The sequence below is a fragment of the Fructilactobacillus vespulae genome (assembly GCF_047324295.1).
Lineage (GTDB): Bacteria > Bacillota > Bacilli > Lactobacillales > Lactobacillaceae > Fructilactobacillus > Fructilactobacillus vespulae.
Map to the genome: position 1 here is coordinate 106339 of NZ_CP137138.1, position 23715 is coordinate 130053.

The following is a 23715-nucleotide window of genomic DNA, read 5'->3' on the forward strand; positions in this document are numbered from 1 at the left end:
CCTCCTTCTTAACTAATGGGTTCTTTGCTTGGTTTTCCCGGTTTTCTTGGATACTTAATGGGAGTTTTCCGTTCCTTGTTAATCGTAATAATATGACGTTCTTCATCGTTTTCTGGTAACTGGAATTCGAAGTCTTGGTCAACGTTTCCTCCTAAAACATGAATTGCTTTAGTGGCATCCGTTAATTCTTCTGGGGCCTTGGCGGCCTTCATAGCAATTAACTTTCCGCCAATTTTAACCAACGGTAAGCATAACTCACTCATTACACTTAAACGAGCTAATGCCCGAGCAGTCGCTAAATCAAAACTTTCCCGTGATTTGGCTCTGCGAGATCCAAATTCTTCTGCACGAGCGTGAACCAAATTAACGCCACTCAATCCTAGTTTTTCCACTAATTGTTGGAGGAAAACGATTCTTTTATTTAATGAATCCACGATGGTCACTTGTAAATCGGGATTAATAATCTTTAGTGGGATGGAAGGAAATCCGGCTCCCGCCCCCACATCAACTAATGATTGGTTGGTTTTTAAATTCGAAACAAAAAAAGCTGGTGAAATCGAATCATAAAAATGCTTTAAATAGACATCATCGCGTTCAGTGATATTAGTTAGGTTTACGTTTTTATTATATTCTACTAACAAATTAAAATAGTCTTCAAACTGTTTCATTTGCTTATCAGACAACTCAAAGCCTTGTTGCGCTAAAGCTTGTCTAAATTGTTCTGGCGTCATTTAATACTCCTAACTATTATTATACTTTCAATAAACTTCTTCTCGATTAGTATTTTACTACCTATATTAACCATTATAACTAAAAAGAAGGGTTTTAGTTAGTTCCAAAATAAAAAAGATTGGAAAAATCCAATCTTTTTTCAATCGTATTTACATTTTCATTGCTTGAACTTGTTCCTTAAACCAATCATTGAACGCTTGTGCATCAATATCAACACAGACTTGTGCATTCGTTTTCCCATCATGATAGGCTCCCCGGATATCGGCAACGGTCTCTCCGTTTGCAGGACCTTCAGTTTGCACATCAATCCAGTAATCTTTCGTGGTCATAAATTCTGGGTGTAAGAGATAGAAAATCGTGTTGACATCATGCATTGCCACCCCATTTTCATTCTTATCACCATCACTACTGATAATGTCATGTAACATTTTACCAGCGGGATTCATGCCTTCAATTTCTTGTAGTGTCTCGTTGGTTAACAATGCTTTGTGAGTTACATCTAAACCAACCATCACAATTGGAACCCCTGCTTGATACATAACTTGCGCTGCATGCGGATCAGTAAACACATTAAATTCAGCAGCACTGGTCATGTTTCCTCGACCTAGAGTTCCACCCATTGCCACAATTTTTTCAATCTTAGTTTTAACTTCTGGATATTGAGAAAATAATAACGCCACGTTTGTGTAAGAACCGGTGGGTACTAAGGTAATTGGTTCGTCACTAGCCATAATCACACGATGCATGGCTTCTACGGCCGTTTCTTCCAACGGATCTGGTAAACTACCCGTAAAGTCATAACCACGCATTCCTGATTCTCCGTGAATTCTGGCCGCATCTTCAAACGGCTTAATCAATGGTTGAACCGCTCCCGCAGCAACTCTGACCTGGTCACCTTGATTAAAAAAGTTAATAATCTTCAAAGCGTTGATGGTCGTTTTATCAACCGTCACGTTTCCGGCCACCGTGGTAACTAATTTAATATCTAAATCGGGATGGTTTAATGCCACAGAAAGAGCCGCAGCATCGTCAATCCCGGGATCCATATCCATCAAAATTTTTGTCATTAGAGTTCACCATTTAAGAATTGTTGTTTTCCGTAACCAAAGCTAAAGTCCTCTGCATGGTTAGTCGCAAAAGTAATCATTAAGTCTTCTGGTCGCAAGTTAATTTCATCCTTAAAGACTTTTACGGCCTTTTGCACGTAGGCCTTTTTTTGTCCCATGCTTCGAGGGGTGGAAAGAATTTCAATCAAAATTACATCATCAGTTCTTTCAATTCCTAATCCTGCATCTTTTAAACACATTTCGTAGGGTTCGTGTTGGGTAACTACTTGAAAACGATCATCTTCTGGGACGCCGAAAGCATCTCTAGTTAAATCGTAGGCAATTTGCATTACCTTTTGAATCTCTTCTGGAGTTCTTCTATCTTTTACTAAATCAATACGCATTAATGGCATATTAGTCACGTCCTTTTCAATATTTTATTAAAGTTAGTTTATCATATTTTGCAAAAAAAGAGCCGCCGTTAAGGCTGCTCTTTTTAAGAATTACCAAACAAAGATTCCGACGATTCCGGCAGACATTAGTGAAACTAAGATACCTGATAGGAATAGGTAACCAATGTTTTTAGAAATCAAATCATTCTTTTCTTTGTCAACGATTCCCTTCAAACAACCAATAATCATACCAACGGTACTGATATTAGCGAATGAAGTAAGGAAGATAGTTAACTCAGCTCTGAAATGTTCAGTGAACATGTGTGGGTTATTGATTTTAGAAGTAATTTCTCCCATAACGACAAATTCGTTAGTAACCAACTTAGTACCCATGTATTGAGCAAATTGGAAGGCTTGGTTAACATCAAGACCCATTAACCATGCAAATGGGAACATGATGATTCCTAGAATATGTTCTAGTGATAACCATGGATTAATTAATCCAAGTAATTTACTGATTAAGGCAGCTAAAGCAACGAAAGCGATAACGTTAGCAACGATAATCAAGATTAATTTACCAGCACCTAGGATTGAATCACCCAAGAATGAGAAGAATGGTTCTTTTTCAGGCTTAGCTGGTTTTTCAGTAACTACTTCTTCAGCAATTGCTTCGCTAGATTCGTCGCCAATTTGGTAAATAACGTCTTCTTCTTTTGAAACACGGACTGGGTTTAAGATATTAGTAATTACAATTGCATTTAAAATGTTTAAAGGAATTGCGGTTAAAACATATTCACCAGGAACCATTTGGGCATAAACCCCTACCATGGCAGCAGTGATACATGACATTGACATCATTGCGATAGTCAAAACTCGAAGTGGTGATAAATGTTTTAATTGAACACTTGAAACGGCCATTGCTTCGGTGTTACCAAGGAACATCATTTCAACTGCGTAAAATGATTCAAACATTGGTTGACCAGTAACGAAGGCCATTCCGCGACCAATCCATTTGATGAAGAATGGTAAAATTCCAAAGTAAGTTAAGATATCAAACATTGGAACAACCATCAAGATTGGTAGTAATGCGGCAGTAAAGAAGTTCATTTGTTTAACATGAACCCAATCAGGAAAGGCAAAGGCAATTCCTGTATATGAAACATTGATTAACCATTGGAAACCTTCTGCGGCTCCTTTAACAATGTCTCGACCCCAACTAAAGTTAGTTAGGAATAGTGCAAGTAAAATGTTTATTACCAAAACAATGGCAATTGAACGCCAGTTGATGTGTTTGCGATCCTTTGAAAATAGAAATGCAATTCCAAGGAAAACTAACACACCAAGAATGTTAACGAGCAGATAAGTGTTCATCGATAAAATTCCTTTCAAATCTCATAGCAATATCAACGGCAATTGTTACCTATCGCAAGGAAATAAGCTATGTTTAGGCGAAATAACTCGATCTTGTATTCCTAAGCAGTTCAGCACGGTTGCTCCAACCTCACAAACATAGGGTTGGTTAGTGAAATGTTGCCCTTCAAAATGATTATCATGCATCATCACGGGTAAAATCTTGTAAGTAGAAAGACCGTCTTTAGAACGGTTATCTCCTACTCGACTTGATAAGACCATTAGCAAATCATCGTCATTCAGGTTATCCATTAATTTTTCTAAATACCGATCCACCACATATAGTTCGTCAGTAAACTCATCAAAGTCGTCACTTTCTGCCATCTCTTGTAATTCGGGAAGTTGCATGAATAACAAACCTCTATCAACCTTATCCAATTGAGAGTCTAACTCATCAAATGCTTCTTGATCAGTTCCCACTTGATGGATATCACTAAATTCTTGTGAAAATAAATAACTCACAAACTTAGAAATAATGATAGACTTGGTTTGTTTTGCAGCTTCTTCAAAAACAGTCGAAACCCGATAACTGAGTGAACAGTCAAACATTTCTCGTAAACCAGAACATGGCTTATTCATAATTGATCGCGTTCTTGTTGTTCCATAAGTCGCTTTGGGCTTAATTTCAACTTCCTCATTATCATCAAAGTAAACGTTGAAGAATCCTAACTGATGTAGTGCTGGTAAAGCAAAGACTGATGACTGGTTTAGGACATGAGTCAAGATTGTATCATTATCTGAATTGTGTTGAGCTGACTCGTTGTCGGAGCGAACTCCCAACGCAGCTAAATCTACTATTATTACTCGCTTATAACTCACTTTAAAACCCTCCCATAAGTAATCATCTACCTTAATAATAACTTATGAAATAATCACTAGCAATAAAAAGTTCGATTTTTCTTGAAATAAGTTAGAATAAATTGAAGAACTCTTGAAAGGATGTAGAAAAAAATGAACAAACACGAACAATTAATCATGTTAGGTGACTCAATCACGAACGGCTTTGACGGCCACGTTGATTTAGAACAAAACATTTCTTATTACTTAAACCAACTTTATCCTGACCTAAAAATCACTAATGCCGGGGTCAACGCGGGCCAGATAACCGGAACTTCAGAACGAGATCTCCCATATCAAGTGGAAGTCCACGACTTTGCCAAATATGACGTTGCCACCATTGCCTATGGAACCAACGATTTTGCGCACGCACCCGCTACCTTAGAAATTCTCGGTAGAATCTTACAACAACAAATTAATGAGATTAAGGCAGAAAATCCAGCAATCAAAATCCTGGGAATTTTACCAATCAACCGCTTTGACGGTGGCATTGATAATTACAAAATAGCTGGACTAGCTCAGTACACGTTTCAGGAACTACTAACTAAGCTAACTGACGTTTATCAAGCTAATCAAATCCCAGTTTTAAATTGGCGTAAACTCGCCCCAGACATGCTCACCGTTGCTAATTACCCACAACGGTTAGGCGACCAACGCCTCCACCCCAACGCAGAGACTTACCAGCGCATGGCTCAAGTTGTCGGTGATTTTTTAAGTAAAAACGTTTAAAATATTAGTTATCAATTATATTAACAAGAAAGGTTTCTAATGAAGAAAAAGAATCTAATTTTCCTCAGCATCATCGCCGTCGCCATTAATATGCGTCTACCAATCACCGCCATTCCACCGGTTTTAGGTCTCCTCCAACAGGCAACCGGAATTCCGACCAGTCAATTGGGGTGGCTAACGACCATCCCGTTGTTAACCTTTGCCATCATCTCACCCATTTTGGCTAAGTTGGGTAATCGGTTTGGCAACGAGCTGGTTATTTTTACCTTTCTAATCATTTTAACCATCGGAAGTTTTCTCAGAATCAACTTTAGCGTGTTAACCATTATTTTAGGAACGCTGCTAATTGGGATTGGGATTGATGCCGGAAACGTCTTACTTCCGGCAGTCATTAAGGATAAATTGCCCGATCAGGAAATGGTCGGAATGGCTACTTACATAACATCCATGTTAGTGATTGGAGCGGTGGGAACGGCCTTTTCTGGAATCACGACCGAACTATTTTCGCTAAAGACCACCATGATTATTCTAGCCATCATCACTTTCATTAGTTTAATCGGTTGGTTCCCACAACTAAAAAAATCCTCTAGTAAAAAAGAAGCTCCCACCACTAATACAGCAGATCAGATTCAACCAGTAAAATCAGTCTGGGTCATGAAACTGGGTTGGCTAATCACCATCTTTTTCGGACTACAATCACTACTTTACTATTCATTAATCACTTGGCTTCCTTCGATGTTTAATTCATTAGGTTTTAGTAACATTGAAGCTGGAATTTTTGTCACAATCTTACAAGTTGGTTCCTTACCATGTTCATTTATCGTGCCCCTCTTTGCTGCTAAAGGACGAAATTCTTTTAAACTAATTTGGGTTTTAGGCGTGGGATTTGTCTTCGGACTTCTCGGTCTCCTATTCCCCATCCACAACTTTATCTGGGTTAGTTTCATCTCGTTATTAATTGGAATTGGTTCCGGAGTAGCCTTTAATTTATCCGTAATTTTCTTTGCCCAAAAATCCAAAACCGCCGTGCAAACTGCCAATGTCTCGGGAATGGCCCAATCGTTTGGTTATTTATTAGCCGCAATCGGTCCCATTCTTTTTGGATATCTCAACAACTTAACTAATAACTGGAACTTAGTGCTTGTTCTCTCAATTATCGTCACGTTTATTTTATTAATCACCGGCTTATTAATTGAAAAAGAAGATTATCTCAAATAAAAAAGGAAACCCATTGGGGTTTGAAGTGAACCCCCTGAGTTGGAGTAAATCCAAAACTCAGGGGGTTTTATTATGTTTTCAGCTAAAATAAAGAAACAAGTTTTAAGTGAATATCTACAGGGAACTTCGTCCCTATTACTTATGAAAAAGTATGGTATCAAAGGAACTGCGACGATTTATCAGTGGCTCAATCTATTTAAAATTTTTGGCGATCAAGGATTAGAAAATTGTCGGAGGAAGACATTTTATGACTATTCCTTTAAAATCAAAGTTATCAAATGGCGACAAGAACATCATGCCTCATATCCAGCAACTGCAACCCATTTCAGATTGAAACAACCGATGATAGTTTGGGACTGGGAACGAAAACTGATTGAGGGACGTCTTAAGCCATATAAAGGACGGTCTTTAAAAATGACAGATAAATCTAAACAATCTAAGACATTGAAACAACTTCAGGAGGAAAACGAGCTTTTACGATTTCGGGTAGCATACTTGGAAAAACTCGAAGCCTTGGCACAGAAAAAATCTCAAACAAAGAAAAAGCCCAGCTAATAACTGAGCTAAGGCGTAAATTCAATGTTAAATTAGTTGTAGCTTTAAAAGCAGTACACATGTCGAGCAGCAGTTACCACGATGCACTTCATCGTAAATATCAATCAGGATCATCAACGTTAGTTGATGAGATTAAAAGTATTCGTTTGGAAAATCCTGATTACGGTTACCGAACAGTGACTTTAGCGCTTAAAAATAAGGGAATCATCGTTAATCACAAGGCAGTACTTCGTATTATGCGTGAAAATAATCTACTTTGTCAGGCATTCAATCGACGAACGAAAAAGTATAACTCTTATAAAGGAACTGTAGGTACAGTTACCCATAACCGTTTAAATCGTCGTTTTAAAACGAATCGTCCATTTCAAAAAATCGTTACTGATGTAACGGAGGTCCGTTGGGGTAATCAAACGATCAACGAACGTGCATACTTTACAGCTTATATGGACCTTTATAATGGAGAAATTCTTGAATGGAACATTGGTCGTAGACCAACGGTAGACTTTGTCACACGACCCCTTAAACGATTAGTGGCAAGATGTTCATCCTTACCATACCGTATGACAATTCATTCGGATCAAGGGTTTCAGTATCAGAACTTTAGGTACGTGAATATTTTGCGACAAGCTCGCGTTTTCCAAAGCATGAGCCGCAAGGCCACATGCCTAGATAATGCGGTAGCTGAAAGTATCTTTCACATTCTTAAAGTTGGCACGGTTCACAATTATCAATACCAAAACTACGAAGAGCTAGAATCTGCCATTACAAATTACGTAGATTATTACAATAAACATCGTATTAAAACAAAATTGGCCGGTATGTCACCGGTAAAATACCGGGAACATACCAGCCAATTAGTAGCTTAGAAATTCACTCCAATTTATGGGGTTCACTTCAGTTTCCTTTTTTATTTAGTCATGATTTTCAACAGCCGTTGGTCTTCCATCCGGATTACCAAAGATTTGCCAATCTCCATACCAACCAGAGCGTTGATCACGGTTCAAGTGATTAATTTTTTCCACATCTTCCGGTGTAATTTGAAAATCAAAGACCTGGAAGTTTGATTCAATGTATTCCTGATGATTTGATTTTGGAATCGTCACCACTCCTCGTTGTAATTCCCAACGAATGATGATTTGAGCAGCTGATCTGTGATACTTAGCGGCCAATTCTTCAATCACAGGGTGTTTTAAAGAAGAGCCGTGGCCTAGTGGTCCCCAAGCTTCTAATTGAATTCCGTTTGCATCACAGAAGTTTTTAATATCAGTTTCTTGCTGTAAGGGATTAAATTCCATTTGGTTCACTGCTGGTTTAATGGAGGAATGCTTGAATAAGTTAGTTAACTTTTCAATGTCAAAGTTAGAAACCCCAATGGCACGAGCCTTACCCGCCTTATAAATTTCTTCTAGCGCCTTCCAAGTCTCAATGTACTTACCAGGAACGGGCCAGTGAATCAATAGTAAATCAACGTACTCAGTTTGAAGATCTTCTAACTGCTTATCAAAGGCTGCAAGCGTTGATTCATAACCAGCATCACCAATAAAGACCTTGGTGGTTAAAAAGACGTCCGCTCTGCTTAAATTATTTTCGGCTAGACCTGCTTTTAATCCAACTCCCACACCGGGTTCATTCCCATATTTTTTGGCAGTATCAATGGAGCGATAACCAGCCTTTAAGGCTTTTTGGACAACCGCTGCTGTATCGGGATTGCTATTTTGCCAAACCCCAAATCCGACCATTGGCATTTCTATGCCGTTGTTTAATGTAACTGTTTGATTATGTTGCATGATAACTCCTTTCAAGTGATTCCTTTTGTCCATTATAAAAAGAAAAATAAAAAGAGAGAAGGATTTACCTTCTCTCACAGAAAATTTATTTATTTAGTTCCTCTGCTTCTTGGTACCACCACTTCATTCCCGTTAAACTATTAACGAAGAAAATCATATACGTAATAAATAGAGCAGGACTAGCAGTACCTTGTTTCATGGAATAGAACCATAAACAGATGGCGGTCACATTTCCTAAAACCCACGGAATGTATTGTTCTTTTTTCAAGTTCAATTCTAACAATGAACCAGTTAGCGCTAAGGCTAAAGTTAATGAATCCCAAAACAAGTTAGGATCATTGGTAAGGGAAAAGATTAGATAGATGACTGCCCAAGCTAGTGCAAAGAAAGCCGTGTATTTAATCCAATCAAACCAACTCTTAAATGATTCGGCATGAATGTCATTCGCCCATTTCGGATCTAAAATACAGAATAAATCTAAAAAGATGGCATAGATTAATTGTTCCACCACGTTCGCCCAGTTGTGCGCAATCGCCGCAGAAGCAATGATAAAGAAGGCGGATAATAAACCAGCCCAACCATTAATAGCTGAACGGTTCGAAATCCCACAAACACATAAAACCGCTAAGTTGGATCCAAAAAACCCAAAGATGGACGCCCACATTAACGTTTCCGTGGGATTTCCCATCAAAGTGGTTACTAAAATGTAACATTGTAAAATCAGGTTTACTAAGACGATGGCATAAGAAATCTTACTCCAACCTTGCAGTTGTTTTAACAACCACGTAAAGTAACCCTTTCGAAAAATATTGTGTGAATACTCTGGCAAGTTGCTTAAAACTCGCTTGTAACTATCAAACATCAAATCTCTCCCCTACATTTTTAGGTCGGATATTCATCCGCCTTGTCCGAGATATTTCATCTCTTCTTTTTTGACGCGTTTACCATCATACCACGATAAAAGCGCATCCAGGTTTACGAGAAAAATGTTTCATGACTTTCCCTAGGTGGTTCTAAAGTTTCGCAAATTTAAATTTTTTACCCCGTTGACAACTATTTTCACCTATCAAAAAAGAACCTCATTTGAGGTTCTTTTATCATTTAAATTTCGCGGTAATCTTCTTCACCAAGTTCTACAATTTTACCAGTGTCACTGTAGATCAAGTATTCAGAAAGGTTAACAATGTGGTCCCCAATTCGTTCCAAATATCTAATCACCATTAGGTAACTAGAAGCGGCCACGGCAGTCTCTGGATTAATTAAAATTCCCTTGGTAATCGCAATTCTAGTTGATTCATAGTACTTATCAATCTTGTGGTCTTCTTGCACAATTTCTGGTGCTACTTTGGCATCGAAAGTGGTATATGCCTCTAAGATTTGCTCTAACATTTTCCGAATGTGTTTTGTCATTTTGGCAATCACATCTTCCACATCTTCCATCCGTGGATTTCCCTTGGCCAAAGCAGTTTCTTTAGCAATGCCCACTGCGGCATCACCAATTCGTTCCATGTCAGTTCCGGCCTTTAAATAACTAATAATTATCCGAAAATCAGTTGCCACTGGTTGTTGTAAGGCAATCAAGTTCATGGCGTGTTTTTCCATGTGAGTTTCGTTTTCGTTAACCTCTAAATCGTGAGCACAAACTTTTTCCGCTAAGTCTACGTCATGATCAATGTATGACTTAGTAGATTGATAAATTTGTTCAGAAACATTCACACCCATTCCCGTAAAACTTTTTCTTAGCTTTGCAAGACGGTCATCAAAAGTAGTTGCCATAATTATTTCTCCTTGGGCTCTTAGCCGAATTTACCGTTTAAGTAATCACTAGTTTCTTGTTTTTCTGGATTTAAAAAGATCTTTTTAGTGGCCCCATATTCAACCAAGTCACCATTTAACATAAAAGCTGTTTTATCAGAAATTCTCGAAGCCTGCTTCATGCTGTGGGTCACAATGATAATTGTATATTCATCTTTAATGCGTAACAACATTTCTTCAATTTTGGCACTAGAAATGGGATCCAACGCACTCGTCGGTTCATCTAACAGGATTACTTCTGGTTTAACGGCTAATAAGCGCGCAATACAGATTCGTTGTTGCTGTCCCCCAGAAAATGAAAGTGCATTCTTGTGGAGATCGTCTTTAACTTCATCCCACACAGCGGCTTCTTTCAGACTTTCTTCCACCCGTTCGTCTAAAATCTTAGGGTCTTTGATACCTTGGACTCGTAAACCATAAGCGACGTTATCATACACAGAAAACGGAAACGGATTAGGTTGTTGAAAGACCATTCCTACTTTTTTTCGTAACGACACTACATCTTGTTTAGACCCATAAATATCTTGATCATCTAGTTGAAAACTACCAGTAATGGTAACCCCATTCACCAAGTCGTTCATCCGATTTAGGCACCGCAAGTAGGTTGATTTCCCACATCCAGAAGGTCCAATTAAGGCGGTAATTTCGTGTTCTTTAAAGTCCAAGTTAATCCCATGTAACGCTTCTTTTTCTCCGTAGTATAAACGGACGTCATGGGTTTTAATAATTTTTTCCGTCATGATTACTCCTTTTCAAATCAAACTAACCAAAGTGTCCCGAAATGTAATCTTCCGTTGCCACCATTTTCGGATTCGTAAACAACTTAGTGGTCTTATTGTATTCAATCACGTGTCCTTGGTGGAAAAAGACGGTCAAATCACTGGAACGCGCTGCTTGTTGCATGTTGTGCGTCACGATGATGATCGTATACTTTTCCTTTAGTTTTTGCATCGTATTTTCAATCTTACGACTAGAAATTGGATCAAGGGCACTTGTAGGTTCGTCCATCAATAAGATGTCTGGTTTCACCGCGATGGCGCGAGCAATACAAAGTCTTTGTTGTTGTCCCCCAGAAAGAGATAGCGCACTTTCGGTTAACTTATCTTTCACTTCATCCCACAGAGCAGCATCTCGTAAACTTTCTTCCACGCGTTCATCCAACTTGTCAAAAATTCCATTTTGGCGCAATGGAAAAGCAATGTTTTCATAAATGGATTTGGCAAAGGGATTGGGATGTTGAAAGACCATTCCAATGTTGCGACGAACTTCATAGACGTTAACATCCGGACGGTTAATATCCACTCCCTGATACATAATTTGTCCTTTAACCGTTGCAATATCATCATTGAGTCGGTTTAAACAACGCAGAAAGGTAGATTTCCCGGAACCAGAGGCTCCAATCAAAGCAGTTATTTTATTCTTCGGAAACTTTAAGTTAGCTGCAAACGTGGCTTGCTTACTTCCATAAAACACATTCATGTCCTTGGTTTCTAGGGCCACGTCGCCATGGATATTGATTACAAAGTTTTTCTCTAAATCATACTTATTCATGTGCAATCCTTTCTACTTAGTTCCACTCAATTTCTTATAGCAGTAGTTTCCGAGCCAACGTGAGAGTAAGATGATGGCCAAAATCACGATGATTAAGACGGCTGATGCTCCACTAGAAATCTGGTTGGCATCCGGCGTAATTCCATCTGTATTCAATTTCCAAATGTGGACGGCTAAAGTTTCTGCCGGACGCATTGGGTTTAAGAAACTAGTTGGACTGAGCGGATTCCAATTACTGTAACTAATCACTGGAGTACTTTGTCCCGCGGTAAAGATTAAGGCAGCGGCTTCTCCGAAGATTCGACCGGCACTAAGAATTACACCAGTAACTAAACCGGGAACGGCAGCGGGTAAAATAATCTTCAAGACCGTTTTAGTTTTAGATAATCCCCAAGCCCATCCGGCTTCTCGCTGTGAATGAGGAACCGCCCGTAAGGCTTCTTCTGAGTTTCTGGTTAGCAACGGAATGTTCACAAACATTAGGGCAAAAGCACCCGAAATAATGGAAAAATCAAACTGAAATTTAATTACTAACACTAGGTAACCAAACAAACCGATTACGATAGAAGGTAGTGAACTCAAAACCTCAATCGTCGTTCTGATGGTTCTGGTTAGAAGCGATGGTTTGGCAAATTCAGCTAGATAGATTCCCGCTCCCAAGGCTAACGGACACGAAATTATTAGGGTAATTACTAAAATATAGATTGAGTTAAACAGTTGGTTGGCAATTCCACCACCGGCACCAAATTCCTTGGAACTCGTGGTTAAGAACTTCCATGAAACGTGAGGCAATCCGGTGATCAAGATGTAACCTAACAATGCCACTAGGATTAAAACCACAAAACCAACCATGGCTTTAATTCCTAACAAAGCCAGCTTATTATTTTGTTCTAAACGTTTTTGCGATGTCGTTTTCATTATTTCATTTCCCCTCGTTTACCAATAACTTTAACTAGGATATTAAAGAAGACTGACATTAATAGTAGTACCAACGCCAATGACCATAAGGCGTTGTTAGGTAATGTTCCCATAATGGTATCACCCATTTGGGAAGTTAGTTGACTGGTCAATGTCGAGGTTGGCGTAATCAAACTACTTGGCATTAAGGAAGCATTTCCAATCACCATTTGTACGGCTAGTGCTTCTCCAAAGGCCCGGGCCATTCCAAAAATGATGGCGGTTAAAATTCCGGGTAAGGCAGCTCGCAAGATTACTTTGTAAATGGTTTGCCACTTGGTAGCTCCTAAGGCTAGCGAAGCCTTCCGGTAACTATCTGGTACTTGTTTCAAACTATCGATGGTTAATGAAGTAATCGTTGGTAGAATCATGACGAAGAGGACGATGGCTCCCGCCAACACCCCGAATCCAGTTCCGCCAAAACTAATCCGCATGGCCGGAACCACCACGACTAATCCGATAAATCCATAAACCACAGAGGGAATTCCCACTAGTAGTTCGATTACTGGTTGTAACATTCTGGCTCCACGTTTCGGAGCAAGTTCTGTCATGTATAATGCTACCGCCACCGCAAACGGAGTGGCAATCACCGCTGCAAGTAATGTAACCGCAAATGAAGCAGCAATCATGGGTAGTGCTCCAACTTGGGGTTTTCCATCCGGTCCTAACTTCCCTGGATTCCATTCGGTACCAAATAAAAAGTTAGTGATTGAAGCATGATTTTCGTAAAAAGTTGCCATTCCGTGGATTGCAATGAAGCCAATGATGGAAACCGTCAACACCATAATGAAGGAAACACAGATCAAACTAATAATCTTACCCATTTGATCCTGTCTGGTTGCCTTACTAGGTTTTAAAAGTTGTTTTTGAATTTTATTCATCGTCAGTTCCTTTCTCGATGGTAACTACATTACCATGTGAATCTTTTTGAACTTTCATATCATGAATACTTACGTAACCTGCTTCCTTAACCAACTTATATTGCACTTCTTTTGATAAAAGATAGTCGACAAATTTAGTGGTAGCTTCCGTTGGTTGGTTCTTGGTGTACATGTGTTCGTATGACCAAATCTTCCATTTGTTAGTAGTGATATTTTGATAAGTTGCTTTCACGTTATCAACGCTTAGCGGTTTAATTTCTGGATTTAAATATGGTAAGGAAAGGTAACTAATGGTTCCCGGTGTGTTTTGCACGATTTTCTTAACCGTTCCGTTGGAATCCTGTTCTTGACTCTTAACGGCTTGCTTACCGTGTAGCACATACTTTTCAAACGTAGAACGAGTTCCACTTCCCTGGGCCCGGTTAATTACAATAATAGGAAGGTCTTTTCCACCTAATTGTTTCCAGTTCTTCACTTTCCCAGTAAAGACGTCTTCTAATTGTTTACTGCTTAAATTAGAAACCCCATTATCTTCATTAACTACCGGAGTGATTCCCACCACGGCGACCTTATGATCTTTGATTTTATCAGAGTGAATTCCTTCTTTTTCTTCTGCAAAGATATCTGAATTACCGATATTAACTGCACCGGTTTCGACCTGACTCAATCCCGTTCCTGATCCCCCACCTTGGACAATCAAGTTATACTTAGTATTTTCTGCCTGATAGTCACTTCCGGCTTTTTGGGCCAACGGTTGTAAGGCCGTTGATCCTACTGCCGTAACCGAATTTTCTTTATTCTTACCGGCACAAGCCGTTAGTAACAAAACGCTTAAACAAGCAATCCCAACCGGGACGATTCGTTTGAAATTCATAAGCACCTCTCCTAGTAATTGTTTTCTTTAATTACAAAACTAAGTATAATGGTGAGGTGTAAAGGTCATGTTTGCTTTGTGTAAATTTTATGTAAAGATTATGGGGTGATAATTTGCAACACGTAACGTTAGTAACAACCAATCTGGATTTAGCTATCAACGTTAGCCAAACATTTAACGAACATGAATTTTTCTTAGATACCGTTGACGACTTGAATAACCTGGACCATAAAATTTCTCAAAAACAGAGTCAGGGAATCTTTTGGGATTTACAATCCTTTCCGTTGCAAAAGTTCCAATCACAGTTAGTTCAATTAAGAGCTGAACAACACTTACCGATTATTTTGGTTGCTAAAAATAAGCATGATTTAGCAACCGCTTTTAGTCATGGCTTTGACGATTACATAACTGCACCATTTTATTTTCCTGAATTTTTCCTTCGGTTTACGCACCACCAACAAAATTATCAAAAATTAGGAATCACATCTGCTCAGCAAAACGAAAAGAAGCACCCCCGCATCATCATTGACAATGTCGTCATTGACCGGCAAAAGTATAAGGCCTTTCGCAATCACAAAGACCTCGGCTTAACTCCTAAGGAACTCAAACTTTTAATTTATTTAATTGAACACTCCCCCAACGTTTTAAACCGGCAACAATTGTTAGAAGGAGTTTGGGGCGACATTTATGACATCTCCCAAACCTCTCGAATGGTAGACATTCACATTAGCCACCTCCGAGATAAGATTGAAGTTGATCCAAAGAATCCGCAACGAATCCAAACCGTTCGTGGCTTTGGTTATCACTTTGTGGGTGACTATCAAAAAGAAAACTAAGCAAAAAAGCCTAACTCAGTGAGTTAGACTTTTTGTTTTTGCCTTATTTATTTTTTCTCCGACGACCATAACCAATCATCATTGCGATTGCAACTAGTACTGCCCCAATTATTCCTAATTGACTGTTATTTTCCCCAGTTTGTGGGAGTGTGGTAGCTTGTTTATTATTCGCAAGCTTTCCATTTTCAGGACTAGTATTAATATCATCAATCACTTTCTTAACATGTTGTGCTGCCTGATCTAATTGCTTACTTTGTTTAGCCTTAGCATGCTCAGTTAAATCATTATCCGTTTGAATTTCAGTTTTAACCTTGGCTACTTCAACATCAATTGCATGTTTAGCACCATTAATATCTCCGGAATTCAACGCGTTATCAATGATTGTTTTAATGGTTTCTGCTTCTTGATTTATTTTGTCTGTTTGCTTTTGCTTAGTGTGATCCGTTAAAGAATCATCCTTTGTAATTGTTTGTTTAGCTTTATCAGCTTCAGTATCAACTACCTTTTGAGCGGCATCTTTATCAGCATCTAAATTACCAGAAACATGAGCATTATCAATTGCAATAATTCCTTGCTGTTTAGCAGCCTCAATTGCTTGTAAGTTATCACTACCATCAATTGCAATCTTGGCCTTAGTGACTTCCTGATCTACTTGATCAATTTGTTTTTGTTTTTCACTAACCGTCAAAGTTTGATCAGTTGCAATTGCTTTCTTCACCTTAGCTGCTTCAGCATCGATTGCTTCTTTAGCCTTTTCTTTAGGAGTAAACAAAGCGTTAGAAACATGAAGCCCATCAATTACAGTTATGCCATGCTCTTTTTCAGCCTTTACACTATCAGCATTCACAGCAGCATCAATATTATTTAAAGCATGTTCTCTGGCGTCATCAACTTGTTGTGATTGAATATTTTTTTCCACGTCAGTTAAGGTTTTATCATTTTTAATGTCATCCTTAACTTTTTGAGCTTCGGCAATAATGGCTTGTTTAGCTTTTTCTTTATCAAGGGATAAATCGCCGGGAACGTGAACATTATCAATGTTAGTTATTCCTTGATTCTTAGCCTTATTAACAGCTTCCCTGTTTTGGCTTCCATCAATAGCAGTCTTAGCCTTAATTTCTTCTTGAGCTACTTGATTACTTTGCCCTTTTTTAGCTTGACTGGTCAAACTATTATCAGCATTAATATTTTCATTGATTTTTTTGGCTTCATCAGTAATTGCTTGTTTAGCTCTATTCTTAATCGTAGCCAAAGATTCATAAGCAACTTTATATTGATTATTTTGGTTAACCGTCACGGTAATACTGTTTCCACTTGGCTTATAATATCCAGCTATTTCAGGTAAATCTTTGGTTAAAATCTCAACCTGGTCACCATTATTATATTTACCGTATATAGTTAGATTAGTTTGTCCTCCGAGTGATTCGTTAGTTTCTGAATCCACTGGGATAAGCGTAAAGTTATTTTTTACTGGAACAACATACGTTTCAGCTGGTCCGGCATTATTTTGATAAACAGCTTGTAAATCAGTAGCTGGAATATACCGTTGACCCTTAGGATCAGTGACGGTTCCCGAGCCAACTGCTTGAAGACCATCACGATTACCCGTTCCTAACTTGGCATCTTTAAAAATTGCACTAGGTAAGGTTAGAACAAATTTAGATTGATCTGCATAAACTCCAACTTGATAAAACATATAGTTGGTATTTGCATTACTTTGGATATCCCAATTTTTTATGTTTAGTTTTTCTAGATTCCAATTTCCAGAAAACATACTATAAAAATTAGTAACTTTACTTACATCCCAATTAGATAAATCCAAAGCTTTAACTGCTTGATTATTAAACATACCACCCATATCAGTTACATTACTAGTATTCCAATTTTTAAGCCAATCAAAATTAGTTAAATTACCATAGTAACTACTCATACTAAATAAATTATACATGCTCGTTACATTTCCAGTGTTCCAGTTAGACAAATTTAAGCCACTATTATCAGCAATCTTAGTTGTATTCTGGAACATGGAAGACATATCAGTAACTTTACTTACATCCCAATTATTAATTGTTTTTATGTTTGCAGCTATATCAGATGATTCAAACATATCGTACATATAAGTTACATTTCCAGTATTCCAGTTAGAAAAATCAGCCTTATCTAATGAAGTGGTTTGGTAAAACATATCACTCATATTAGTAACTTTGCTTACATCCCAAGCAGCTGGGTTAAAGTTAATGGCATTGGCACTGTAAAACATTTGATTCATATCAGTGACATTATTAGTTTTCCAATTATTTATTTTAGAAAAATCAGTAACATTTTTAACGCCATAAAACATTCTAGCAAAATTAGTTACGTTACTAGTATCCCAATGTTCCAATCCATCAAGATTAGTTAAAGAACTATCACCATAAAACATTCCATACATATTCTTTACATTACTTGTATTTACATCTGCCAATCCTTGAATATCTTTCAAGTTTTTCAAACCAGCAAATAATGCCATCGAACTATCACTAAAAGAAACATTTTGATTTAGTATAATATGCTCTACATCATTAGGTGCCCCATCAAAAGAAGAATTATCAGTTACTATGGGACGATAAACTGACGAATCATTATTTCCAACAATTCTTGAAAGTTGTCCTGCCCCATAAGTTAGGGTTTTAGTATCTTCAGCATAGGTCCAAGTTGAGGTTCCATTTACCCCAGTCTTAGGGGCAGCACTCTCACTTCTATCACTTAAACTTGCAGAACTTGATGTAGCACTACTACCCCAAACTTGAGCATAGAGGCTAGATAAATCAGCATCTGAACTGTTTACATCTGAAGAACTGTTTGCTGAATTTGAGCTACTACTTACTGCACTTGACGTACTTTGTGGTGCTGCACTACTACTTGCTGCACTTGACGTGCTTTGTGGTGCTGCACTACTACTTGCGGCACTTGACGTGCTTTGTGGTGCTGCACTGTTGCTTGCGGCACTTGACGTGCTTTGTGGTGCTGCACTACTGCTAGTTACTACGGGTGTGCTATCTGCTTTTACAGATATGTTTGTACCACTAACTAAAGCATTAGCGCCACCAAGCAACATAAATGTGCCTAATGATACCACAACCCATTGCTTTTTAACTTTATGTAAAACTTTTTTATCGTTAACTTTACTAAACTCATTTTTATTATGTATCATAATTAATTCACCTTTCGATATTCATGATAATTAAAAGTATCAGAACATATTGTATAATTTAGTTTACTTCAATTTTATTTATTAAGCAATTAATTATAATTTTATTTAGTTTAAAATTACAACATTTGTAACAAAAAAAGACTAGGTAATTAAATTACTTAGTCATCATACTTAATGGTTAGATTTTGTAAGCTTTGATAACTATAACCATAGTTATCACTGTGAACCAAAACGGTCAGCGTATCGCCCACTTTAATCCGCGTTTTACCATTTGGAATGATTACCTGATTCCCTCGATTAATACTAATTAAAATGGTATCTTCGGGCCAGTTAATCTTTTTAACCAACTCATTGGCAACTTTACTGAACGGATAAACCGCCAGTTCAATTTCATCAGTTGGTTGGTTGGAATTCTGATACTTTTTAATTTTTGTGATTCGTGCTGCTAAAGCTTGATAAATCGGTAACCCACCTAACGCATCAGCAACCAGATAAGCAACCAAAACCACAATAGTTAAGGCCATAAAATTGTGAGTACTTCCGACTAACTCCGTAATTAAAATAATGGAAGTTAACGGAGCCTTGCTGACCGCTGTGAAGAAGCCAGCCATACCAAATACCAGTAGGTTAAGCGTATAATTTGAACTTAATAAGCCAAACTGGGTAATTTCAACTCCATAAATCATCCCAATCAAAGCACCAACCGTTAAAACTGGCATAAAAAATCCACCAGGAATTCCAGTTCCATACGCCATCAGTCCTAAAATCACTCGCAAAGCCAGGTAAAAGAAGAGCATGGTTACTGCTACTTGGTGTTGCGCAATTAGCATAATCAACTCACTACCACCACCAATGGTTTCTGCAAACAACCCACCCACGGGAATCATCAATAACATAGGAATAATACCTAATAAATACCACGGAATTATTTTAATTTTGGCAAACCAAAGTGGTACCTTTAAAAGCATTTGATTATATAAATAGCCTAAACCACCCACAATTAACCCCAACGGAATTAATTTCCAGTAATCCAGCGGTTGAAAGACATATTGGTATGTAATGGGTAAAATCACCTTTAAGCCAAAAACGTTAAAGGAAATAAAATTAGCGGTTAACGCCCCCGTTAAAGCCGTCATCCAAACTCGAGGTTGAAAGCCATGATAAATTCCTTCCATGACTAATAACGTTCCTGCCAACGGTGCACTAAAAGTGGCCGAAAGCCCCGCTGCGGCACCGCTTGCAATCAACAGTCTTCGATTCGTGCCATGTTGATGAAATCCTTGGGCAATTCCTTGTCCCACAGCACTTCCTAATTGAATGGAAGGACCTTCTCTTCCCATAAACACGCCAGTACCATCGGTCAACACACCGGCAATAAACTTGCGCCAAAGAACTGACCACCAGTTCATTTCATAATTACCGGCTAATTGAGCCTCTACTTGAGGAATTCCCGAACCACTAATGCTAGGATAACTTTTAACTAATAGTCCGACAATGGTTCCAATAATTATTAGAGCGGGAATAACCACTAGCAACCAGCTCGCATGTTGGATTACATATTGATAAGTACTAGTACTAAGCGTAATTCCTTTTTCAATTAAAATCCGAAAGGCCGAAATAACGATTCCCGTAAAGATTCCAATCAGGGCACTAATTCCAATGTATTTCAGATCCTGATACTTTTCCTTCAAACTCACCATCTCCAAATATTCTAACTTTTATTCTATCATGCTGAAAAAATAGCGGTTATGTTAATTTTTATAATTTACGTATTTAATTACCGTAGCGGCCATCTTGCTTGATTGCTGATTAAAAAAATGAGGTAAGTTATCTAGTGCAAAGTATTTAAGTTGACTGGTTTCTGCGGTCGGATGATCTAGCAATTTTCCGCCCACTTGTTTCACCAAAAAGAGATTGGTAATTAATTGAGTTTGATCACCGTTAGAATAGGTATAAATATCGTCATCAAACACTGCCAGTAGTTGAATAGGCTCTACTTCTAATCCGGAATCTTCTTTAAATTCCCGTTTACAAGTTTCCACTCTGGTTTCTCCAAATTCCATAAAACCACCCGGAAAACACCAATCATCATTACCACTTCTTTCTTGTAATAATAATTCATTATTTTCGTTTAGTAGTACTCCTGCCGCAGTGTTTAAAATTAGCGGACGATGTCCTACTAATTGTCGTATTTCTTGAATATAATTTGCCATCATAATCCCCCTATTAACGAATTATTTTATCATTTAATAACCACAAACTCATTTTTTAAATTTTTTTCAGATTTTTTTCGTCAATCACTAACTTAATTCCGTATGATTAGCACTTCAATTCAGTAATAAATTAACTTTTTTGTCAATTAAGGCTAAATTCGAACTTTAAAACTTATCATTTTAATTTTAAAGCCGAAAGTTGAACGTTAAATCCCCATAACTAAAAATACCCTTGCACAGACGAACTTTACCTGCTAATATATTACTTGTAGCTGAGATATTAGTAAACGTTACAAATATTGCTGTGTAGTTCAGTTGGTAGAAACACCTGACTGTTAATCAGGATGTCGTTGGTTCGAGCCCAACCACAGCAGTTGGCTAATTTTTAGCCTTTTAATTTAATAGTTACATCATTGCTGTGTAGTTCAGTTGGTAGAAACACCTGACTGTTAATCAGGATGTCGTTGGTTCGAGCCCAACCACAGCAGTTGGCTAATTTTTTAGCTTTTAATTTAATAAGTTACATTATTGCTGTGTAGTTCAGTTGGTAGAAACACCTGACTGTTAATCAGGATGTCGTTGGTTCGAGCCCAACCACAGCAGTTGGCTAGTTTTTAGCCTTTAATTTAATAGTTACATCATTGCTGTGTAGTTCAGTTGGTAGAAACACCTGACTGTTAATCAGGATGTCGTTGGTTCGAGCCCAACCACAGCAGTATTTCAAACCGTGAATTTATCAATTCACGGTTTTTTTGTCATAATAATGGTAGAAACTAACAAAAAAGAATACAATAATTACCTATTAAATATAGTAAAGGAAACCATTATGTTTGATTTTGGAAATAACGTTTTAACAATCTTTATCTTTTTAACTGTCGCTCTGGTCGGACTTCCGCTTTTAATCGGAGTAATCTGCCACTACCTGGCAGGTTTCGTGCAAAGATATCTGGTCAATAATTTTAGTTTTAAATCCCAATATTGGATTGGTGGTTTAGGAGTGATTATCCACGAACTCGGTCACGCCATCTTTTGTATTATTTTTGGTCATCAAATTCAAAGCTTAAAACTCCTTAATTTTAAGCACCCCGAAGATGGTAGTCTAGGTAGCGTCTCCAATAGTTATAATCGAAACAGTTGGTACCAATCTATGGGAAGTTTTTTCATTGGACTGGCGCCCCTCTTTTCTGGTTTATTTGTCTTTTGGTTACTGATCAAATTCATTTGCAAACCCGATTACTCTACTCTTTATTTAAATACTCTGACCCCGTATAACCTAAATCTCGTAGACTTTTTTACGGTTGTTTTTAACAACACCTTTACGTGGTTAGGAAATATTTGGCAAGGTTTCAGTCAAGCTGGTATCTTTAGCCAACTATTAATTTTAATCTTAATCGGGGTAATCAGTACCACTGTTTTCAGCCTTTCAACCGAAGATCTAAACAGTAGTTATTCAGGAATTACTAGATTTTTAGAAGTCGTTTTAGTATTAAGTTTAGTTGGTGGCTTGGTACAAATGGTAATGTTTACACTGATCTTTAGTATTAAAAAAATAATCATTACCATCGCTGCCCTTTGGATTGTCTTTTTAATCCTAATTTTAATCTGTTTGCTAATCAGTTTTATTGAAATTATGCTTGTGAGTTGGATTCGGCAGTTCTTTGTAAGGTAATTGCTCCTATACTGAAAAATTTTACACAAATACTTAGACCATTTGTGTAAAATTATAATCAGGATAGGATTTTTTATTATGGAAAATAAATCCAAAAGATATTCAGAAGAATTTAAACAAAACCTAGTGGATTTTTACAATGAAGAAAAGCGTTCAATTTAACCAATTGCGTGAAAATATGGGGTTACAACATCAACCATTTCAAAATAGGTAAATAATAATAAGTTGATTGCTATGGATGATGGTAATCAAATTATGATAAAAGAACTTAACCAAATAAAAAAAGAAAATAAGCTTTTAAAAGCTGCGGCGATGATGTTAGAAAAAAATAGTTAGAAAAACATGTTTGCCACTAATTAATAAACTTTTAGCTAATCATCATCGCTTAAGCTTAATATTAAATGTTTTAAAAGTTTCACGAAGAACTTACTATAATTGGATTATTTATAGTAAAAGTAAGAGGGAAGTATACGAATATAAAGTTAAACCATTATTAAAAAATTTGGGTCATCAATTATAAAGATTATGGGGTTTCACGTCTAAAAGTAGCTCTAAAATGTATTAGGATTAGTCTAGGTAATCGAAGAATTAAAAGATTAATTAATGAACTTGGAATTAGATCTTTAATGAATCGTAGATTTAAAAAACCAGTCACACATGTTGATTACGCTCAACAACCTAATTTAATAAAAAATAGTAACTCTAATTCTATTTAGCGTGCTGATATTGCCTATTTACATTTAGAAAATGGTACTGGGATTATTTAAGTATAATTTTTAACAAAATTACCGCAAATATACTAGCCAAAAAAATTCAAGAACTATGACCAGTCAATTAGTGAAAAATACCATCTTAGCTGCATTAAAACAAAATAAAAAACCAGTATATTTACATACCGATATGGGAAGTCAATATACTGGTTTTTTATTTGAAAATTTCCTTAAAGGACATGGAATAAAACATTCTTATTCACTAAAAGGACATCCATATGATAATGGACCGATTTAAGCATTTCATTCA

The 23715-nt window shown here is 37.4% G+C and carries 23 protein-coding genes and 4 tRNA genes; 11 read left to right on the top strand and 16 right to left on the bottom strand.

Annotated elements, in window-relative coordinates; translation table 11 throughout:
- Nucleotides 1-8: 8 nt before the first annotated feature.
- The 5 genes from rsmG to R4B61_RS00635 all read right to left on the bottom strand — a co-directional run bounded on the left by rsmG (nt 9) and on the right by R4B61_RS00635 (nt 4399).
- The gene (rsmG, locus tag R4B61_RS00615; RefSeq protein WP_413627734.1) at nt 9-731 is read right to left on the bottom strand and encodes a 16S rRNA (guanine(527)-N(7))-methyltransferase RsmG; all 723 of its coding nucleotides are present in this window, start codon (nt 729-731) and stop codon (nt 9-11) included.
- 150 nt (nt 732-881) lie between these two features.
- Complete coding sequence (gene rihC, locus R4B61_RS00620; RefSeq protein WP_413627735.1) at nt 882-1799, bottom strand: ribonucleoside hydrolase RihC; 918 nt, start codon at nt 1797-1799, stop codon at nt 882-884.
- The gene (locus tag R4B61_RS00625; RefSeq protein ID WP_413627736.1) at nt 1799-2191 is read right to left on the bottom strand and encodes a tautomerase family protein; all 393 of its coding nucleotides are present in this window, start codon (nt 2189-2191) and stop codon (nt 1799-1801) included. Before R4B61_RS00625 ends, rihC begins: the two co-directional genes overlap by 1 nt.
- 90 nt (nt 2192-2281) lie before the next feature.
- Complete coding sequence (locus R4B61_RS00630; protein ID WP_413627737.1) at nt 2282-3541, bottom strand: NupC/NupG family nucleoside CNT transporter; 1260 nt, start codon at nt 3539-3541, stop codon at nt 2282-2284.
- A 45-nt stretch (nt 3542-3586) separates the two neighbouring features.
- Nucleotides 3587-4399 (bottom strand): phosphopentomutase, encoded by an 813-nt coding sequence (locus R4B61_RS00635; RefSeq protein ID WP_413627738.1) that lies wholly within the window; start codon nt 4397-4399, stop codon nt 3587-3589.
- Nucleotides 4400-4531: 132 nt separating this feature from the next.
- Between R4B61_RS00635 and R4B61_RS00640 the strand changes: the two genes are divergently transcribed.
- The 4 genes from R4B61_RS00640 (at nt 4532) to R4B61_RS00655 (ending at nt 7785) form a co-directional block, all read left to right on the top strand.
- A complete protein-coding gene (locus R4B61_RS00640; protein ID WP_413627739.1) occupies nt 4532-5146 on the top strand; it encodes an SGNH/GDSL hydrolase family protein in 615 nt (204 codons plus the stop codon).
- 39 nt (nt 5147-5185) lie between these two features.
- Nucleotides 5186-6364 (top strand): MFS transporter, encoded by a 1179-nt coding sequence (locus R4B61_RS00645; protein ID WP_413627740.1) that lies wholly within the window; start codon nt 5186-5188, stop codon nt 6362-6364.
- 72 nt (nt 6365-6436) lie between these two features.
- Nucleotides 6437-6919: a helix-turn-helix domain-containing protein gene (locus tag R4B61_RS00650; RefSeq protein WP_413627183.1), complete on the top strand. Its 483-nt coding sequence runs from the start codon at nt 6437-6439 to the stop codon at nt 6917-6919.
- Nucleotides 6892-7785: an IS3 family transposase gene (locus R4B61_RS00655; RefSeq protein ID WP_413628263.1), complete on the top strand. Its 894-nt coding sequence runs from the start codon at nt 6892-6894 to the stop codon at nt 7783-7785. The genes R4B61_RS00650 and R4B61_RS00655 overlap by 28 nt, the downstream gene beginning before the upstream one ends.
- A gap of 45 nt (nt 7786-7830) precedes the next feature.
- Here R4B61_RS00655 and R4B61_RS00660 read toward each other — a convergent pair whose 3' ends face one another.
- The 8 genes from R4B61_RS00660 to R4B61_RS00695 form a co-directional block, all read right to left on the bottom strand.
- A complete protein-coding gene (locus tag R4B61_RS00660; protein WP_413627741.1) occupies nt 7831-8706 on the bottom strand; it encodes an aldo/keto reductase in 876 nt (291 codons plus the stop codon).
- An 85-nt stretch (nt 8707-8791) separates the two neighbouring features.
- The gene (gene pnuC, locus R4B61_RS00665) at nt 8792-9568 is read right to left on the bottom strand and encodes a nicotinamide riboside transporter PnuC (protein WP_413627742.1); all 777 of its coding nucleotides are present in this window, start codon (nt 9566-9568) and stop codon (nt 8792-8794) included.
- Between the two features lie 239 nt (nt 9569-9807).
- On the bottom strand, nt 9808-10482 hold the full coding sequence (phoU, locus tag R4B61_RS00670) for a phosphate signaling complex protein PhoU (protein WP_413627743.1): 675 nt from the start codon (nt 10480-10482) through the stop codon (nt 9808-9810).
- A gap of 20 nt (nt 10483-10502) precedes the next feature.
- Nucleotides 10503-11261: a phosphate ABC transporter ATP-binding protein PstB gene (gene pstB, locus R4B61_RS00675; protein ID WP_413627744.1), complete on the bottom strand. Its 759-nt coding sequence runs from the start codon at nt 11259-11261 to the stop codon at nt 10503-10505.
- 22 nt (nt 11262-11283) lie between these two features.
- Nucleotides 11284-12072 (bottom strand): phosphate ABC transporter ATP-binding protein PstB, encoded by a 789-nt coding sequence (gene pstB / locus R4B61_RS00680; protein ID WP_413627745.1) that lies wholly within the window; start codon nt 12070-12072, stop codon nt 11284-11286.
- 12 nt (nt 12073-12084) lie between these two features.
- Nucleotides 12085-12990 carry a phosphate ABC transporter permease PstA gene (pstA, locus tag R4B61_RS00685; RefSeq protein ID WP_413627746.1) on the bottom strand — a complete coding sequence of 302 codons (906 nt, stop codon included), beginning with the start codon at nt 12988-12990 and terminating at the stop codon, nt 12085-12087.
- The gene (gene pstC, locus R4B61_RS00690) at nt 12990-13910 is read right to left on the bottom strand and encodes a phosphate ABC transporter permease subunit PstC (RefSeq protein ID WP_413627747.1); all 921 of its coding nucleotides are present in this window, start codon (nt 13908-13910) and stop codon (nt 12990-12992) included. The genes pstA and pstC overlap by 1 nt, the downstream gene beginning before the upstream one ends.
- A complete protein-coding gene (locus R4B61_RS00695; RefSeq protein WP_413627748.1) occupies nt 13903-14784 on the bottom strand; it encodes a phosphate ABC transporter substrate-binding protein in 882 nt (293 codons plus the stop codon). Before R4B61_RS00695 ends, pstC begins: the two co-directional genes overlap by 8 nt.
- A gap of 113 nt (nt 14785-14897) precedes the next feature.
- Between R4B61_RS00695 and R4B61_RS00700 the strand changes: the two genes are divergently transcribed.
- Entirely contained in the window at nt 14898-15620 is a 723-nt protein-coding gene (locus tag R4B61_RS00700; RefSeq protein ID WP_413627749.1) for a winged helix-turn-helix domain-containing protein, read from the top strand.
- Nucleotides 15621-15663: 43 nt separating this feature from the next.
- On the opposite strand, the gene R4B61_RS00705 is transcribed toward R4B61_RS00700, so the two are convergent.
- The 3 genes from R4B61_RS00705 to R4B61_RS00715 all read right to left on the bottom strand — a co-directional run bounded on the left by R4B61_RS00705 (nt 15664) and on the right by R4B61_RS00715 (nt 21026).
- On the bottom strand, nt 15664-18813 hold the full coding sequence (locus R4B61_RS00705) for a BspA family leucine-rich repeat surface protein (protein ID WP_413627750.1): 3150 nt from the start codon (nt 18811-18813) through the stop codon (nt 15664-15666).
- 158 nt (nt 18814-18971) lie between these two features.
- Nucleotides 18972-20504 (bottom strand): chloride channel protein, encoded by a 1533-nt coding sequence (locus tag R4B61_RS00710; RefSeq protein WP_413627751.1) that lies wholly within the window; start codon nt 20502-20504, stop codon nt 18972-18974.
- 60 nt (nt 20505-20564) lie between these two features.
- Nucleotides 20565-21026: an NUDIX hydrolase gene (locus R4B61_RS00715; RefSeq protein WP_413627752.1), complete on the bottom strand. Its 462-nt coding sequence runs from the start codon at nt 21024-21026 to the stop codon at nt 20565-20567.
- Nucleotides 21027-21326: 300 nt separating this feature from the next.
- Between R4B61_RS00715 and R4B61_RS00720 the strand changes: the two genes are divergently transcribed.
- The 6 genes from R4B61_RS00720 to R4B61_RS00745 all read left to right on the top strand — a co-directional run bounded on the left by R4B61_RS00720 (nt 21327) and on the right by R4B61_RS00745 (nt 23703).
- A tRNA-Asn gene (locus R4B61_RS00720) sits at nt 21327-21400 on the top strand.
- Between the two features lie 40 nt (nt 21401-21440).
- Nucleotides 21441-21514 (top strand) — tRNA-Asn (locus R4B61_RS00725).
- Between the two features lie 41 nt (nt 21515-21555).
- A tRNA-Asn gene (locus tag R4B61_RS00730) sits at nt 21556-21629 on the top strand.
- A 39-nt stretch (nt 21630-21668) separates the two neighbouring features.
- Nucleotides 21669-21742, top strand: a tRNA-Asn gene (locus R4B61_RS00735).
- Between the two features lie 47 nt (nt 21743-21789).
- Entirely contained in the window at nt 21790-22695 is a 906-nt protein-coding gene (locus R4B61_RS00740) for a hypothetical protein (RefSeq protein ID WP_413627753.1), read from the top strand.
- Nucleotides 22696-23517: 822 nt separating this feature from the next.
- Nucleotides 23518-23703, top strand: a complete 186-nt coding sequence (locus R4B61_RS00745) for a DDE-type integrase/transposase/recombinase (RefSeq protein WP_413627754.1) — start codon at nt 23518-23520, stop codon at nt 23701-23703.
- Nucleotides 23704-23715 lie beyond the last annotated feature (12 nt).

Bases quoted from the DNA above. Each gene is read 5' to 3' on its own strand.
- rsmG (WP_413627734.1), bottom strand. From the start codon at position 731: ATGACGCCAGAACAATTTAGACAAGCTTTAGCGCAACAAGGCTTTGAG.
- rihC (WP_413627735.1), bottom strand. From the start codon at position 1,799: ATGACAAAAATTTTGATGGATATGGATCCCGGGATTGACGATGCTGCG.
- R4B61_RS00625 (WP_413627736.1), bottom strand. From the start codon at position 2,191: ATGCCATTAATGCGTATTGATTTAGTAAAAGATAGAAGAACTCCAGAA.
- R4B61_RS00630 (WP_413627737.1), bottom strand. From the start codon at position 3,541: ATGAACACTTATCTGCTCGTTAACATTCTTGGTGTGTTAGTTTTCCTT.
- R4B61_RS00640 (WP_413627739.1), top strand. From the start codon at position 4,532: ATGAACAAACACGAACAATTAATCATGTTAGGTGACTCAATCACGAAC.
- R4B61_RS00645 (WP_413627740.1), top strand. From the start codon at position 5,186: ATGAAGAAAAAGAATCTAATTTTCCTCAGCATCATCGCCGTCGCCATT.
- R4B61_RS00650 (WP_413627183.1), top strand. From the start codon at position 6,437: ATGTTTTCAGCTAAAATAAAGAAACAAGTTTTAAGTGAATATCTACAG.
- R4B61_RS00660 (WP_413627741.1), bottom strand. From the start codon at position 8,706: ATGCAACATAATCAAACAGTTACATTAAACAACGGCATAGAAATGCCA.
- pnuC (WP_413627742.1), bottom strand. From the start codon at position 9,568: ATGTTTGATAGTTACAAGCGAGTTTTAAGCAACTTGCCAGAGTATTCA.
- phoU (WP_413627743.1), bottom strand. From the start codon at position 10,482: ATGGCAACTACTTTTGATGACCGTCTTGCAAAGCTAAGAAAAAGTTTT.
- pstB (WP_413627744.1), bottom strand. From the start codon at position 11,261: ATGACGGAAAAAATTATTAAAACCCATGACGTCCGTTTATACTACGGA.
- pstB (WP_413627745.1), bottom strand. From the start codon at position 12,072: ATGAATAAGTATGATTTAGAGAAAAACTTTGTAATCAATATCCATGGC.
- pstA (WP_413627746.1), bottom strand. From the start codon at position 12,990: ATGAAAACGACATCGCAAAAACGTTTAGAACAAAATAATAAGCTGGCT.
- pstC (WP_413627747.1), bottom strand. From the start codon at position 13,910: ATGAATAAAATTCAAAAACAACTTTTAAAACCTAGTAAGGCAACCAGA.
- R4B61_RS00695 (WP_413627748.1), bottom strand. From the start codon at position 14,784: ATGAATTTCAAACGAATCGTCCCGGTTGGGATTGCTTGTTTAAGCGTT.
- R4B61_RS00705 (WP_413627750.1), bottom strand. From the start codon at position 18,813: ATGATACATAATAAAAATGAGTTTAGTAAAGTTAACGATAAAAAAGTT.
- R4B61_RS00715 (WP_413627752.1), bottom strand. From the start codon at position 21,026: ATGGCAAATTATATTCAAGAAATACGACAATTAGTAGGACATCGTCCG.
- R4B61_RS00740 (WP_413627753.1), top strand. From the start codon at position 21,790: ATGGTAGAAACTAACAAAAAAGAATACAATAATTACCTATTAAATATA.
- R4B61_RS00745 (WP_413627754.1), top strand. From the start codon at position 23,518: ATGACCAGTCAATTAGTGAAAAATACCATCTTAGCTGCATTAAAACAA.